18 protein-coding genes are annotated in these 14,023 nt (G+C 42.3%); 17 read left to right on the top strand and 1 reads right to left on the bottom strand.

The window, feature by feature from the left end; all coding sequences use genetic code 11:
* Positions 1–144: 144 nt before the first annotated feature.
* Complete coding sequence (locus MIS45_RS07445; RefSeq protein WP_249448167.1) at positions 145–1,182, bottom strand: rod shape-determining protein; 1,038 nt, start codon at positions 1,180–1,182, stop codon at positions 145–147.
* Between the two features lie 189 nt (positions 1,183–1,371).
* Between MIS45_RS07445 and gatC the strand changes: the two genes are divergently transcribed.
* From gatC to MIS45_RS07360, 17 genes are all read left to right on the top strand, one after another.
* On the top strand, positions 1,372–1,662 hold the full coding sequence (gene gatC / locus MIS45_RS07440) for an Asp-tRNA(Asn)/Glu-tRNA(Gln) amidotransferase subunit GatC (protein WP_249450068.1): 291 nt from the start codon (positions 1,372–1,374) through the stop codon (positions 1,660–1,662).
* A 2-nt stretch (positions 1,663–1,664) separates the two neighbouring features.
* A complete protein-coding gene (locus MIS45_RS07435) occupies positions 1,665–2,705 on the top strand; it encodes a hypothetical protein (protein WP_249450067.1) in 1,041 nt (346 codons plus the stop codon).
* Positions 2,706–2,804: 99 nt separating this feature from the next.
* Positions 2,805–3,986 carry a hypothetical protein gene (locus MIS45_RS07430; protein WP_249450066.1) on the top strand — a complete coding sequence of 394 codons (1,182 nt, stop codon included), beginning with the start codon at positions 2,805–2,807 and terminating at the stop codon, positions 3,984–3,986.
* Between the two features lie 50 nt (positions 3,987–4,036).
* Positions 4,037–4,819: a DUF1963 domain-containing protein gene (locus MIS45_RS07425; RefSeq protein ID WP_249450065.1), complete on the top strand. Its 783-nt coding sequence runs from the start codon at positions 4,037–4,039 to the stop codon at positions 4,817–4,819.
* A gap of 29 nt (positions 4,820–4,848) precedes the next feature.
* Complete coding sequence (locus tag MIS45_RS07420; protein WP_249450064.1) at positions 4,849–5,241, top strand: hypothetical protein; 393 nt, start codon at positions 4,849–4,851, stop codon at positions 5,239–5,241.
* A gap of 35 nt (positions 5,242–5,276) precedes the next feature.
* The gene (locus MIS45_RS07415) at positions 5,277–5,777 is read left to right on the top strand and encodes a DUF4274 domain-containing protein (protein ID WP_249450063.1); all 501 of its coding nucleotides are present in this window, start codon (positions 5,277–5,279) and stop codon (positions 5,775–5,777) included.
* Between the two features lie 29 nt (positions 5,778–5,806).
* Positions 5,807–6,370, top strand: coding sequence for a hypothetical protein (locus MIS45_RS07410; protein ID WP_249450062.1), 564 nt, complete (start codon positions 5,807–5,809; stop codon positions 6,368–6,370).
* A 60-nt stretch (positions 6,371–6,430) separates the two neighbouring features.
* The gene (locus MIS45_RS07405) at positions 6,431–7,030 is read left to right on the top strand and encodes a DUF1349 domain-containing protein (RefSeq protein ID WP_249450061.1); all 600 of its coding nucleotides are present in this window, start codon (positions 6,431–6,433) and stop codon (positions 7,028–7,030) included.
* 36 nt (positions 7,031–7,066) lie between these two features.
* A complete protein-coding gene (locus MIS45_RS07400) occupies positions 7,067–7,426 on the top strand; it encodes a hypothetical protein (RefSeq protein WP_249450060.1) in 360 nt (119 codons plus the stop codon).
* A complete protein-coding gene (locus tag MIS45_RS07395) occupies positions 7,399–7,635 on the top strand; it encodes a hypothetical protein (protein WP_249450059.1) in 237 nt (78 codons plus the stop codon). Before MIS45_RS07400 ends, MIS45_RS07395 begins: the two co-directional genes overlap by 28 nt.
* 85 nt (positions 7,636–7,720) lie before the next feature.
* Entirely contained in the window at positions 7,721–8,035 is a 315-nt protein-coding gene (locus tag MIS45_RS07390; RefSeq protein ID WP_249448154.1) for a hypothetical protein, read from the top strand.
* Positions 8,036–8,150: 115 nt separating this feature from the next.
* On the top strand, positions 8,151–9,599 hold the full coding sequence (gene gatA, locus MIS45_RS07385) for an Asp-tRNA(Asn)/Glu-tRNA(Gln) amidotransferase subunit GatA (RefSeq protein WP_249450058.1): 1,449 nt from the start codon (positions 8,151–8,153) through the stop codon (positions 9,597–9,599).
* Between the two features lie 22 nt (positions 9,600–9,621).
* Complete coding sequence (locus MIS45_RS07380) at positions 9,622–10,155, top strand: PH domain-containing protein (RefSeq protein ID WP_249450057.1); 534 nt, start codon at positions 9,622–9,624, stop codon at positions 10,153–10,155.
* 156 nt (positions 10,156–10,311) lie between these two features.
* The gene (gene pqiB / locus MIS45_RS07375) at positions 10,312–11,967 is read left to right on the top strand and encodes an intermembrane transport protein PqiB (protein WP_249450056.1); all 1,656 of its coding nucleotides are present in this window, start codon (positions 10,312–10,314) and stop codon (positions 11,965–11,967) included.
* A gap of 237 nt (positions 11,968–12,204) precedes the next feature.
* Positions 12,205–12,723 (top strand): PqiC family protein, encoded by a 519-nt coding sequence (locus MIS45_RS07370; RefSeq protein WP_249450055.1) that lies wholly within the window; start codon positions 12,205–12,207, stop codon positions 12,721–12,723.
* Between the two features lie 368 nt (positions 12,724–13,091).
* Positions 13,092–13,394, top strand: a complete 303-nt coding sequence (locus MIS45_RS07365; protein ID WP_249441922.1) for an IS630 transposase-related protein — start codon at positions 13,092–13,094, stop codon at positions 13,392–13,394.
* Positions 13,387–13,929, top strand: a complete 543-nt coding sequence (locus MIS45_RS07360; RefSeq protein ID WP_346766869.1) for an IS630 family transposase — start codon at positions 13,387–13,389, stop codon at positions 13,927–13,929. Before MIS45_RS07365 ends, MIS45_RS07360 begins: the two co-directional genes overlap by 8 nt.
* The last annotated feature ends 94 nt before the right edge of the window (positions 13,930–14,023 follow it).

The following is a 14,023-nucleotide window of genomic DNA, read 5'->3' as shown; positions in this document are numbered from 1 at the left end:
TTGTGTAGCACAATGTTTCAGGCAGCCTGAAAGTAGTTGTTTAAGTTTTTTCAATAAATTTTTTAATTATGTAAGCAGACAATGGCTCACTTGGTTTGGGAAACCAGTGAGCCATAATCTGTTATCCATCAAGTCGAAACAGTTTTATGGATTGTTGACAAATACAGAATTTAATTTGCCTACCATATCCAATGCTTTACCAGAACCGCGCGCAACGCACGTTAAAGCATCTTCGGCGATTAACACAGGTAACCCTGTTTCTTCAGCCAACAAGCGGTCTAAACCTTTGAGCAATGCACCGCCACCTGTTAATACCAAGCCACGTTCTGCGATGTCTGCGCCCAGTTCGGGTGGCGTTTGTTCCAGCGCGTTGCGTACGGCTTGCACAATTTGGCTCAATGGGTCTGCCAATGCTTCCAACACTTCATTTGATGTGATGGTAAACGAGCGTGGAATACCTTCCGCCAAATTACGACCTTTAACTTCCATTTCGCTAACTTCGGTGCTTGGGAAAGCGGAACCGATGCGTTTTTTGATTTCTTCGGCAGATGCTTCACCAATCAGCATACCATAGTTGCGGCGCACATATTGAATAATCGCTTCGTCAAATGTATCGCCACCTACGCGCACAGAATGTGAGTACACCACGCCTGATAATGAAATCACGCCCACTTCGGTTGTACCGCCACCAATGTCCACCACCATAGAACCTGTGGGTTCTTCAATCGGTAAACCTGCGCCAATAGCGGCTGCCATCGGTTCTTCAATCAAATAAACGGCTGATGCGCCTGCTTCTTGTGCAGAATCACGAATGGCTTTGCGTTCTACTTGGGTTGCGCCACAAGGTACGCAAATCACAACGCGTGGCGTAGCTGCCCATTTGCTGTTGTTCACTTTGCGGATAAAGGCTTTGAGCATTTTGCCTGTTACGTTGAAATCAGCAATCACGCCGTCTTTCAATGGTCGAATAGCTTGAATGCTACCAGGGGTACGACCCAACATTTTTTTGGCTTCTGCGCCGACTGCGAGAGTTTCATTTCTGCCTGCGTTGTCAGATTGAACGGCTACCACAGATGGTTCATCTAATACAATGCCTTTGCCTTTGATATAAATTAATGTATTGGCTGTGCCTAAATCAATGGCAATGTCGTTAGAAAAATAGCGAGTAAAAAAACCAAGCATGATGCGTCCTGTTAAAATTAATTAAATATAAACAATGGGTAAAGCATGATAGCTTTCAGGCTGCCTGAAAAAATCATCATACTTTTAAAAACGTTTTCGGGTATAATTGCGCACGCTGCGCATAAATAACACGCAATGATACCCTAATTTTTCAAATTACTAAATCAAAATTTTAAGGAATTTTTAGATATGGCTCTGACATTAGATGATGTGGAAAAAATCGCCAAGTTGTCGCGTTTGTCTTTGGACGATGCGGAAAAAACGGCAACTTTGGAAAAATTGAATGCTGTTTTTGAGTTGGTGGAAAAAATGCAAGCGGTCAATACCGATGGTGTTGAGCCTATGTCGCATCCGCATGAAGTGGCGTTGCGTTTGCGCGAAGATGCAGTTGTGGAAACCGACCATGCGGCGGCATATCAAGCAGTTGCGCCTGATGTACGCAATCGTTTGTATATCGTGCCACAAGTGATTGAAAGTTAAATATGAAGTTGCGTTCTATTGCCTTGGCGATGGCGTGTTCAATTTTGTTTTCAGGCTGCCATGTGATACATGAAACTCGTTTTACGACACGATATACTGATTTGTGGCAATCTCAGGAACCTGATGATGGGCAGCCTGAAAATATTGGCGTAGCAACATCGCAGCCTGAAAAACCGACCGAACACAAAATGCCCGACCCGACACGCAATCCAAATTATGTGCCGACAGGAGAAGCAAATCCATCGGGTAGCCGCGAATTTTTGTTGGCAGATAGTATCAAACAAGAAAATGGCGTGATTACTGCATTGATAGAATACCATTATCCTAAACCGCAAAAATCGCCAGCAACGGGTGCATGGTATGCTTATAATCGTTGGTTTGAGCAGATTGATTGCGCCAACAGTATTCGCACCATTCGCACCACTACCCATTACAGTACGAATGGCGAAATCGTTGATGCCAATGAATTTCCTGTACCGAAATATACTGCTGACCAGTTGAAATTATTATCGCAACCTAATGATGGTGTGATACGCGAGGTATGCAAACGAGTGGGGCAGTCAAATGTTACAGCACCAACTGCGCCTAAACCACAACAAGTGGATAATCCACCTGTTGTTCAAGCAGATACCAAATCAGTTGAAAATACAGTAGGGCAGCCTGAAAACAAGGCAGATGCAACAGAGAAATCTGCGCCAAGTTCGCCAGCCAAAACAACTACACCACCAAAGGAAGTTCAAGTGTCTACTGAATGGAAACATGGTGAAACAGAGAATCAAAATAAGCAGCCTGAAAAACCTGCGGAGGAATCTGCAAATAATCAGCCTGTCGCATCTAAACCAGAAACTGCACCTAAATCAACGCAGCCTGAAACAACTTCGGTAAGCAATCAGGATAAGGCAAAAGATGTGGCACCGCCGCCAAAAGCGGTTGCCAGTCCACCCAAAGAACCCGAACCAGAAGAAGAGGAGGAAGAATATGAAGACCCTCCGCTTCCTGATGATTTCTGGGAAATTGGGAAAGAAAATTTGCCTATTATTTAATATGCGTTAAAGGTTTCAGGCTGCCTCTTCAAGATAATGAAAATGTTTCAGGCAGCCTGAATTTAATTTGATGAAATTAGTTAGCAAAGAAATATTATCATGTCGTGTTTTGGTAAATTGTTTAGCAAACTGTTTGGTTTTCAACCTAAACCTGAATTTATTTTGCACAGCATCACATTTAAAACACCTGAATCCGAGTCTTTAAGTGATGGCGATTTATTGTGGGCGACCATTGATTTTGAAAGTCGTTATGATTGTCGAATTTGGATGTTTTCGCAGGTTAAGGAAGATGAATTGCCTAATGGTGGTTATATGCCATCTGATGTGTTGCCAGCAGGGCGCCACACCATTGAGCGTTATTTTTATCTGAATGATATTGATGCAGAAAAATATCCCAATGGTTTAACCGTTACGGGTGCAATCCTTTCTGCCAAAAGCACCAATAATGATGCTTTATATCATGAAGTACACAACATCAATTATGTGTACAAACCTTTTTCATCAGAAGAATTGGCGCAACGTCAAACGGCAGATAAGGATAATTTGAACATTGAATTTGTGTCTGTGCGGTATGACGGACATATTTTATCGCCCAACGACAGCATCAGCATTGATTCACAAATTACCGTGCGAATACAGGCTGAATGCAATGAAAATGTGCGGTTTTCTTGTGTGCCACTCACGGATTTATCTTATGGTTTTGACCCAATATCTGAAACAGTTGATGGCTTATTGGATTTAAATTTCAATATGAATGAAATTGGCGATATTAGCGGTTTTATGATTAAAGCATACAATCGTTATGATATTGCGATTGAATCATTACAAATTGATTTTCCATTAAAAGTGGAAAATTGGCATGACGATGGTCAAGATGCCCCAATTACATTTGAGCCTGACAATTTATATTATGCCAATATGGCTGATGAAAATGACAATTTAATCCCCGTTGATGAACACAGTACCATTGCACACAATACCGACTTGAGTTCGTATATGTATTTAAATCATCAAGCAAAACATGGCGTGATTGTGTGGATTTATGACATGCTTGGCAGCGAAATTGGCGAATGTATTTTTAAATCAAGTTTATTGAGCTATGATGAATGCCAAGAAGATGATAATCCATGTTTTATTATCAACTGGGAAGATGTGGATTTTTCAGAAAACCCTGTTCGTGAAATATCAGGATTTTATTTCCAACTGACCAATGTGGCTGGCGATGTGCTGGCAGAGCAAACGGTGGAACATGCTTTAACCATTCGTCAAAATGAAGAATGAAGTTTCAGGCTGCCTGAAAGCCTAAAAATAATAGAGACAGAATAATGAAAGTGTCAGATTTAAATCAATTTTTTGAACAAAATCCACAATTTGATAAAAATGCTTGGTTGGCGTTGGCAAAGCCTTGTTTTGACATTTCTTTTGTGGAACAAGACATTCATCAAAATAGCAGTTATTTTGGTGGCGCACCTTATCTGCCAGTTGATTTCAGGCTGCCTGAAACACCAAAAGGTACAGAATACCTGTTTTTCGCCCAAATCAATTTTACCGATTTGCCAAGCGACAATCCTTTGCGTTCACAATTTCCCCAAACAGGTATTTTGTCTTTGTTTTATCAAGAATGTAGTAAAGATTGGGAAAGCGATGATGAAGAACCATTTTTTGGCGATGAAAATTATGTTGTGGCATATTATTTTGATGAAAAAACCGAGCGTGTTTTGCATCAAGACAAAATGAACATACTGCACGATGGTACGGTGATTCACGCCAAAAGCATTACTTTTGAATATGGTTTAAATATGCCGTGTTCTGATGAATTAAAATTGGATTTTCCTGATAATAAAAAATCACGTCGTGAGTTTTTTGACTTATTCGGTGATTATAGACAAGAAAAACAAGCGCCTGATTATTTGGCAGGTTATCCGTCATTTTATTCTTTGGGTTATGACCCCACGCCCGAAGTGGAAAACGAAACTTGGTTGCCTTTTTTGACTTTGAAATCGCACAATGATTTGGCATGGTGCTGGCAAGACGGCAATAAATTAATGGCATTTATTGAACAAAAAGCCTTGGCAAAAAGCGATTTTGGGCAAATTAAAACCGATGCAGGTTAAATTTTCAGGCAGCCTGAAAGTTCAAAATCATGAAAAAACAATTGATTTTATTGGCAACATTGTTTCTGGCAAACACAGTTTACGCCGCGCCCAAATGTCATACCGTCTATTCAAAAGACAATTATAACAACACCGAAACTTGCCATTACGCCAACACCAATGTGGCACGCGTTTATCAACAATATCGCCAAAAGCAACTGAAACACCTGACAGGCGAATACCGCAAATACAGACTGTTGCCGACCATGCCGAAAAAAGCCGTAACTGTCTATCCCGACACGAAATTGCAAATTCCGTTTATTTACATGCCAATCAAAAACGGTTTGCACATTGAGCAAAATTTTGAAGGCGGAATAACAACCATTATTTTCCGTCAGCGCGGCAAAAATGTGGAAGTGAAAACGATTTCTTCGCCAGATTGAATTTCAGGCAGCCTGAAAGAATAAAGGTTAAACAAATGAATAATGAAACAGAAAAGTTAATTCTTGATTTTTTGAAAAACGCCACACCTGCCGAACAATTCAATTATGCCGCGCGTTCAAATTATGATGACAACAAGGCAGGTTTGGCGTGGTTGATTGACCAGCCTGAAACGGAACGAGCGGTTATTTTAAAAATTTATTGGAATTTGGGCGCGGATTATTTAACGCAATTTGATGATGAACAAGACGTTCCCTATTTTGTGCAAGAAGATTGGCGACTGACGCGTTTGATAGAAGCGCGTTACACCAATGGTTTCTATACCAATGCGAATATTTGGTACGACCCTTACGATACCGATGGCGGCATGCCGTTTGAATATGAAGATATTGTGCGTGTGCGCGAAGTGCCTGCCGAAATGTTGGCGACCATTAATGGTCATGATTTTGTAGACCTTGAAATTGATTTTGAAGAATATGATGAAGGTTTACCGAGTGAAATTGTTAATAAACTGTACGCACTTGATGAATCTGATTGAGTTTCAGGCAACCTGAAAGTGGAAAAATCATGAAAAAACATTTATTGATGAGCGTGTTCGCCCTATTATTCAGCCAAACCATTCACGCTGAAACTCGGATAAACAAAGATTTGGACGGCGACCAAAAACCCGACAGCGTTTGGTTACAAGATGACGTGTTGCACATCAAATTATCCAGCCAAAACAAAGTCATCACAGAACACAATGTTTGCGATGAACCACCCCATTTAAAAAATGCGCGAGTTGGTTTTATCGTGTCGTGTAGCGCAATGCGACACGGCAGAAGTTTCCACTACGCCCACAATGCCACCAATGGCAAAATGCAATACATAGGCTACGATTTTTGGGCTTTTGGCACCGCAGCAAATGAAGGTGCAGGTCAAGACAGTTTAAATTTAAAAACAGGCGATTATGTTGCCAAATGGCGTTTGCGCGACACACGCACAGGCAAATTGCGCGACCACCACATTAAAACACGATTGCCGAACATTCAGCCGCTTGACATCAAGCACCCCGAATTGCACCAAGAATGGTTGATGATTTTTGAAGCCATCAAGCAAGAAAAATTGCGACACAAATTGCCCATTCATTAAGTAAAATAACGGTTTCAGGCAGCCTGCAACCCCATTTTCCCCAAAAAAACGAGAAAAATCATGAATTTTGAACAATGGCAATGGACAAATCCACCCCAATATTTTGAAATAAAAGAAAATAAAATCACAATCCAAACCCAAGCCCACACCGATTTATGGCAACGCACCTACTACCATTTTCAGAACGACAACGCCCCCATGTTCCAAATGGCGACCGATGAAAGCCATTTCAGTTTTGTGGTCAAAACCGATTTTTCTGAAAGCAAACAACGCTTTGACCAATGTGGCATAGTCGTGTATTTGGACAGCGAAAATTGGCTCAAAGCATCGGTGGAATACGAAAATGCCAACTTCCAACATTTGGGCAGCGTGGTCACCAATCACGGCTATTCCGACTGGGCGACTTGCGAAATGCCCACCCATTGCCGCAGCGTTTGGTATCGTTTAAGCCGCCGCGCACAGGATTTTCGCATAGAATATTCATTGGACGGCAGCCGTTTTCATCAAATGCGGATTGCCCATTTACACGCCGCCACAGGCAAAATTCAATTTGGCATTTACGCCTGTTCACCTGAAAATTCATCGTTTTGCGCGGTGTTCAGCGAAATGGCGTTGCAAGAATGTCAATGGTTGGCGCATGACGGACAGCCGCCCGATTGAATGGTTTTTTCAGGCAGCCTGAAAGGTTTTCCCACCATGAAAAAATTTTTATTGATAAGCACATTTTTGTATTTGCTTTCCCCTGTCGCTTTGGCAGCACCAGCCGATTGGTCGGGCTTGTTCAAACCATGGGAAAAAGGTTGTGATACCAGTCCAGCATTGAGCGCGTTTACAGAAAGCATGGGCGCAGTTCGTACCAACGCAAATGGACAATTTTATTTGGCACAAAACATCAGGCTGCCTGCAAAATATCGCAATCAAGCGGCTCAAAAAGTCAGCTTTCATAAAATGTGGGACGAACGCGAAAAATACACTTTTAACCAAATCCGATTGTCGCTCAAAGGACATTATTATATTATGGCTTGCCCGTGGTGCATTACAGCCAAACTTTCATAGCGGAAGAAACCGCAGGTATGGAATACCAGCGTTTGTTGCTTGATGTGCCGATTGAAAAGGCTCGCCGCGTGTTGGCAAACAAATATCGCCCACGCAAACACTTCAATATTGTTTTGGAAGAGCATGAAACCCTGAGAGCGGAATTATTGCCTGTGAATATCAACGGCAAATCGCAGACCGTTGTAGAATGCAGCTATATCTTTGGCTGACAATTTTTTAACTTTGTTGAAGCAGGCAGCCTGAAAATGTTACAGGGCTTATACTGCACCAAATGATTGAAAATCGTGTACATTTATGAACAATAACCCAATTCATTTAAATCATGATGAAATTTTGGCTTTAATCAAGTTAATCTTTTTCACTAAATTTGAATCTGACGATTTAGCTGCATTGCTTTATGCTGGCAGTCCGCCTATCAACTCGGCATTGGAAAAAATGTTGCGTTCCCATCCTTTTTACCGAGATAGGCTTGATGTTTTTGGTCAAATTTCAGATGAAAGTTTAGAATTTGTACAATCCAAAATTTTCAAGGACAATACCGAAAATCAAATAGATGACAATATCATTAATGAATTGATAAATAACTGTATTTTCCCCTATCAGAAATAATTTTTCTAAATGAAAAATAGGTTTTGCAGACTAAAACATTTTTTAGGCAGCCTGAAACCTATTTACAAAACCCTTTTTTATTTATTTTTCAATATTTTATTAACGAGAAAAAACCATGCCCACTTACACCTTAAAACAAGCCAGTGAATTATTGCAAAGCAAAAAAATCTCCGCCGTAGAATTGGCAAGCGAATATTTGAACGCGATTGACGCGCAAAACACCGCCATCAACGCCTACATCACGCTGGACAAAGACAAAACCCTTGCCGAAGCCGCTGCCGCAGACGCGCGTTTGGCGCAAGGCAATGCCCACGCGCTCACAGGCGTACCCATTGCTTTTAAAGACATTTTTTGCCAAACAGGTTGGCGCACCGCTTGCGCGTCCAAAATGTTGGACAATTTCATCGCGCCCTACACCGCCACAGTCGTGCAAAACGTGTTGAATGACGGTATGGTAACGCTCGGTCGCGTGAACATGGACGAATTTGCCATGGGTTCCACCAATGAAAGCTCGTTCTATGGCGCGACCAAAAATCCTTTTGATGTTCAACACGTTGCAGGTGGTTCATCGGGCGGTTCGGCGGCAGCGGTGGCGGCACGTTTGGCACCCGCCGCGTTCGGTTCGGATACGGGCGGTTCAATCCGCCAACCTGCGTCCCATTGCGGCATCACGGGCTTAAAACCGACTTATGGCGTGGTGTCGCGCTTTGGTATGATTGCCTACGCGTCCAGTTTTGACCAAGCAGGCCCAATGGCGCAAACTGCCGAAGATTGCGCGATTTTGCTCAACTCAATGGCGGGTTTTGACGAACGCGATTCCACCAGCTTGGAACGCGACAAAGAAGATTACACCCGTGATTTAAATCAATCACTTAAAGGCTTAAAAATCGGTTTGCCGAAAGAATATTTTACCGCCAACAACAGCGCAGACGTTCAGGCTGCCTTAAACAATGCGATTGAGTTGCTGAAACAGCAAGGTGCTGAAATGGTTGAAGTTTCCTTGCCACAAACCGAGTTGTCCATTCCAGCGTATTATGTGTTGGCGTCTGCCGAAGCCAGCACCAATTTGTCGCGTTATGACGGTGTGCGTTACGGACATCGTGCCAATCAATTCAAAGACTTGGAAGAAATGTACGCCAACACCCGCGCCGAAGGTTTTGGCGCGGAAGTGAAACGCCGCATTATGATTGGCACTTACGTTTTGTCGCACGGCTATTATGACGCTTACTATTTGAAAGCGCAGAAATTGCGCCGTTTGGTGGCGAATGATTTTCAGGCAGCCTTTGAAAAATGCGATGTGATTTTGGCTCCGAATGCGCCAACTGCCGCGCCCAAATTGGGAGAATTGAACAGCGACCCTGTACAAGCCTATTTGTCTGATATTTATACGATTGCGGTCAATTTGGCAGGTTTGCCTGCGTTGAGTTTGCCTGCTGGCTTCAGCGCGAGCGGTTTGCCGATTGGCGTGCAACTGATTGGCAATTATTTCCGCGAAAGCCAAATCTTGGGCGTGGCACACCAAATGCAGTTGAATAGCGATTGGCACACGAAAACACCAGCTTAAAAACTTTTCAGGCAGCCTGAAAATGTCAAAATTATACTTACAACAACAGCAATGGTTTTTTCAACCTTGTCCCAACTTGATTTTTCCATTGCTGGTGTATGGTTTTTCGGCTTTGTGTATTCTTGCGATATTCCTGTATTTATTGCTGCAAATACCGTTTGATGAAGTATGGTTGATTGTTTTAATGGCGATTGGCATATTGGTATGGTTGTGTGTCAAAATAAGTCGGGAACTGCGTTTGCTTTATCATTGGAACGGCAAAAAAACGGAATGTATTTGTTTGAATCATGACAGCTTGTATTTTCATGTTTATCCCCATTCAGGCAGCCTGAAATACACAGAAATTGAACAAGTGGTTCATTGGTATGAGCAACGTACTGCGAATAGAAGAGCTTGGGATGAAGATGTCGGCATCATCATTTTTACACCTGAACGTCAAATTAAATTAAATTTGGAACGCATGGTGCAAAGCGATGATGACATTACATTTGGCAGCAACAGCCATATTGTGATTCACGAATTAAATAAACGCATACGGGCATTTCAGGCAGCCTGAAACCTATTTTAGGAGAACAAAATGTGGCAATTCTTATACAATATCAATGATGAAGATGATTTAAACCATGCAGCCTGAAATTTTTTTATTTGTTAATTAAAAGCAGCCTGAAAAAAACGTATTATCTTTTTCAGGCTGCCTTAATACGATTCAATTATGACCACATCCAACGAACCACAAACCGCCAAAATCCGTCCCAGCAAAACACTGGTATCCACCGTTTGGCTGATTCCATTGGCAGCCGCGATTGTCGGTGGCTATTTGCTTGTCAAAAATATCCGTTCACAAGGACCCGAAATCACACTTTATATGGACAATGCCGATGGAATTGAAGTGAACACCACCACCATTCGCGTATTGAATGTAGAAGTTGGGCGCGTGGTCAAAGTGAGATTGCGTCCAGACAAAAGTGGCGTAGAAATCATCGCCAAACTCAACCGCGATACTGCCGAATTTATGCGTAAAGACACCCAATTTTGGGTCGTCAAACCACGCATTGACCAAAACGGCATCACAGGATTAGGCACTTTATTATCAGGTTCATACATCGCCTTCAACCCCGGTAGCAGCAGCGAAGAAGCACACGAATTCACCGTTTCCGAATTGCCACCGATTACCGCATTGGGTCAAACAGGCGTACGTTTCACACTGACAGGCAAAAACAGCAAAATGATTAGCGCAGGCAGCCCCGTGTTATACGAAAATTACACGGTCGGCACAGTAGAAAGTGCCAAGTTCAACCCTGCTGACCAAAGCGTGCAATACAGCATTTTTGTCCAAAGTCCGCACGAAAATTTGGTCAAAGCCAACAGCCGTTTTTGGTTAGATAACGGCATTGATGTGCGTTTAGACGGCGGTGGCATTAAAGTGAACAGCGCACCCCTATCTGCCTTATTATCAGGCGCAATTTCGTTTGACACACCCAATATAGCTGCCAACGACCCCACATTAACCGTACAAAGCGGCGCAACATTTACCATTCACAACGACCGTGCTGAAATTGAAAACCAGCCCAACGAACGCACCTTGTACTATGTCGCCTTTTTCAACAATTCCGTGCGCGGTTTGGATGTTGGCGCACCCGTAGAATACAAAGGCATACGCATCGGCAGCGTTGCCAATGTACCCTATTTTCAAGGCAACGACAGCCAAAAACTGTTCCAAAACGGCTATATTCCCGTCCGCCTACGCATAGACCCAGACAGAATAGAGCAGGGCGGTTCACCACAAAGCGAAGAATACTGGCAAAACACCATTCAGGCTGCCCTAAACAAAGGATTAAGCGCAACCATAAGCAGCAATAATCTCGTACTTGGCAGCAAACTCATCGCATTGGAAGAAGCCAGAGACAACAGCCCCGTACTCAAACCACAACACGATTATGGCGGCGACATCGTCATCGCCACACGCGGCGGCGGTTTAGACGATTTACAAGCACAAGTCTCCAAATTATTGGACAAATTCAACGCCTTACCATTAGATAAAACCGTAGGCGAACTCAATGGCAGCCTGAAAGAATTGCAAACCACACTCAAATCCGCCCAAACCATGTTAGCCTCTGCTAACAAACTGGTCGGACAAAACAGCACCCAAAATCTGCCGCGCGAATTAAACAAAACACTGACCGAATTGCGCCAAACCCTGCAAGGCATTTCACCGCAATCGCCCATGTATCAAGACGTCCAAGCCACCTTGCAAAGCATAGACCGTACCTTGCAAAACGCCCAACCCGTGCTCAACACACTCAAAGAGCAACCCAACGCCTTGATTTTTAACCGCAGCGGTAAAGACCCTATACCCAAAGGAAAATAAAATTTTCAGGCTGCTTTTTGCGTCATCAACCAAAAAGCAGCCTGAAAAAATAAAAAACGCTATTTGTCCACGGACATGGCGTTGCGCCGCCATACCCACGCTTTATAGTCGTTTAAAATTCAAATAATACCGCGTTGCCAGCTCCCTTATGTACTAGGTGTACACGGCGGTTGCTGTCGCCTTGTCTTATTTGAATTTAAAACGACTATAGGTTGCCACAACCCAACGGATACCACCATGAACAAATTTCTGCCCATTATTACCGCCATCTTACTCACCGCGTGCAGCAGCACCGCCACCAGCACCCAATACTATCAACTCCCCGATAGCGCATTTAAATTACCCAGCAAACACAGCCAAACAGTCGGCATCAACATCGTGTTGTCCGAACCACTCAAAAGCAACAGTTTGCTGTATCAAACCGATGAATACACCCTACATTTTGCACAAAAAAATATGTGGGCAGCACCGCTCAACGAAGCATTAGCCGCCACATTTGCCAACAAACTTAACCGTATCAGTAGCCTGAATTATCTGCCCAAAATCCAAACCAACGGCAGCAATCTGACCATTTATCTAGACCGCTTTCAAGGTACTTATCGCGGCGAAACCGAAATCAGCGGCTATGCACAATGGAGCAATGGCACACGCCGTGCATTTTCTGTGAACACGCCACAGCAAGGCGATGGTTATGGCGCAATGCTGGATAGTTTGAATGCAGGTTTAGAAACAGCAGCGCAACAAATCGCGCAATAAAATCAAAAGGCAGCCTGAAACCTTTGCAAAACTCCTAAAATTTGATATTTAAAAATTTTAATTTTTTGAATTTTAAGAAATTTATTTTTCAAAAAAGTTCAAAAAATCGGGTTTTGCAAAGGTTTCAGCCCGAAATTTTTGTTATAGTGGATTCAATTTAAATCAGGACAAGGCGACAGAGACTGCCGTGTACACATAGTACATATTTGAATTCTTAAATATGATTGTTTTTTAAATCAAAATAATACCGTTTTATCATTCCCTTTATGTTTTTTGTGCATGGTAATCGCTGTCACCTTGTCCTAATTTAAATTGAATCCACTATATAGGTGTAGAATTAAATAAACGGTACACACAGGAGAACAGTTATGGCTTATTCACAAGATTATCGCCAAATGATTTTAGAAAAATTAAATTCGGGTTACAGCTACCGTGAATTGGCAGCGGAATATGGCATCAGTCGCAGTACCATTCAACTATGGAAAAAATGCATTGAACGTAAACCCTACCCCAAAAGAACCAATAAAATCAATGATGAATTATTGCGAAAAGACGTAGAACAATTTCCTGATGATTTTCAAAGAGAACGCGCTGTTCGCTTTAACTGTTCACAAAGAGCCATTGGTGTGGCACTTAAACGGCTAAAAATCACTCAAAAAAAAGATTCTTAAACACCCCAAAGCTCAACCCGAAACAATTGAACAATTTCTCTCATTAAAACAACAGTATGAGCAAGAGAAACGTCCTATTGTTTATATTGATGAAAGTGGTTTTAAAAACCAAACTTATCGTCCTTATGCCTATGCGCCAAGAGGACAAGTTTGTCATGGCAATCACAACTGGCAAATCAAAAACACAACCAATGCCATTGGCGCACTGTACCAAAATCAATTGATTGCAGTGGGTTTGTATGAATTCAGCATCAATTCAGATGTGTTTTATTCATGGGTTCAAAACGTTTTACTGCCACAATTACCACCTAACAGTGTTTTGGTTATGGATAATGCGACTTTTCACAAACGCCAGGACATTCAAGAGCTTATTGTTTTATCAGGGCATGTGATTTTATGGTTACCGCCATACTGTCCTGATTTGAATTTAATTGAGCACACTTGGGCTTGGATTAAACATTTACGTCAAGATTGGTTATTGGATTGCATTCACTCTTTGTTTTTTTATTTTACTTGGTTGTGTACCGAATTTTAATTTCTTTATCTATACATAAGGGAGTTGGCAACGCTGTACTGGTTTAAATTGAATTCACTATATTTTAACCAACTGCATAAATAAAATAAGGACT

This window comes from Wielerella bovis (assembly GCF_022354465.1).
Lineage (GTDB): Bacteria > Pseudomonadota > Gammaproteobacteria > Burkholderiales > Neisseriaceae > Wielerella > Wielerella bovis.
This window is presented reverse-complemented; position numbering and strand designations above follow the sequence as displayed.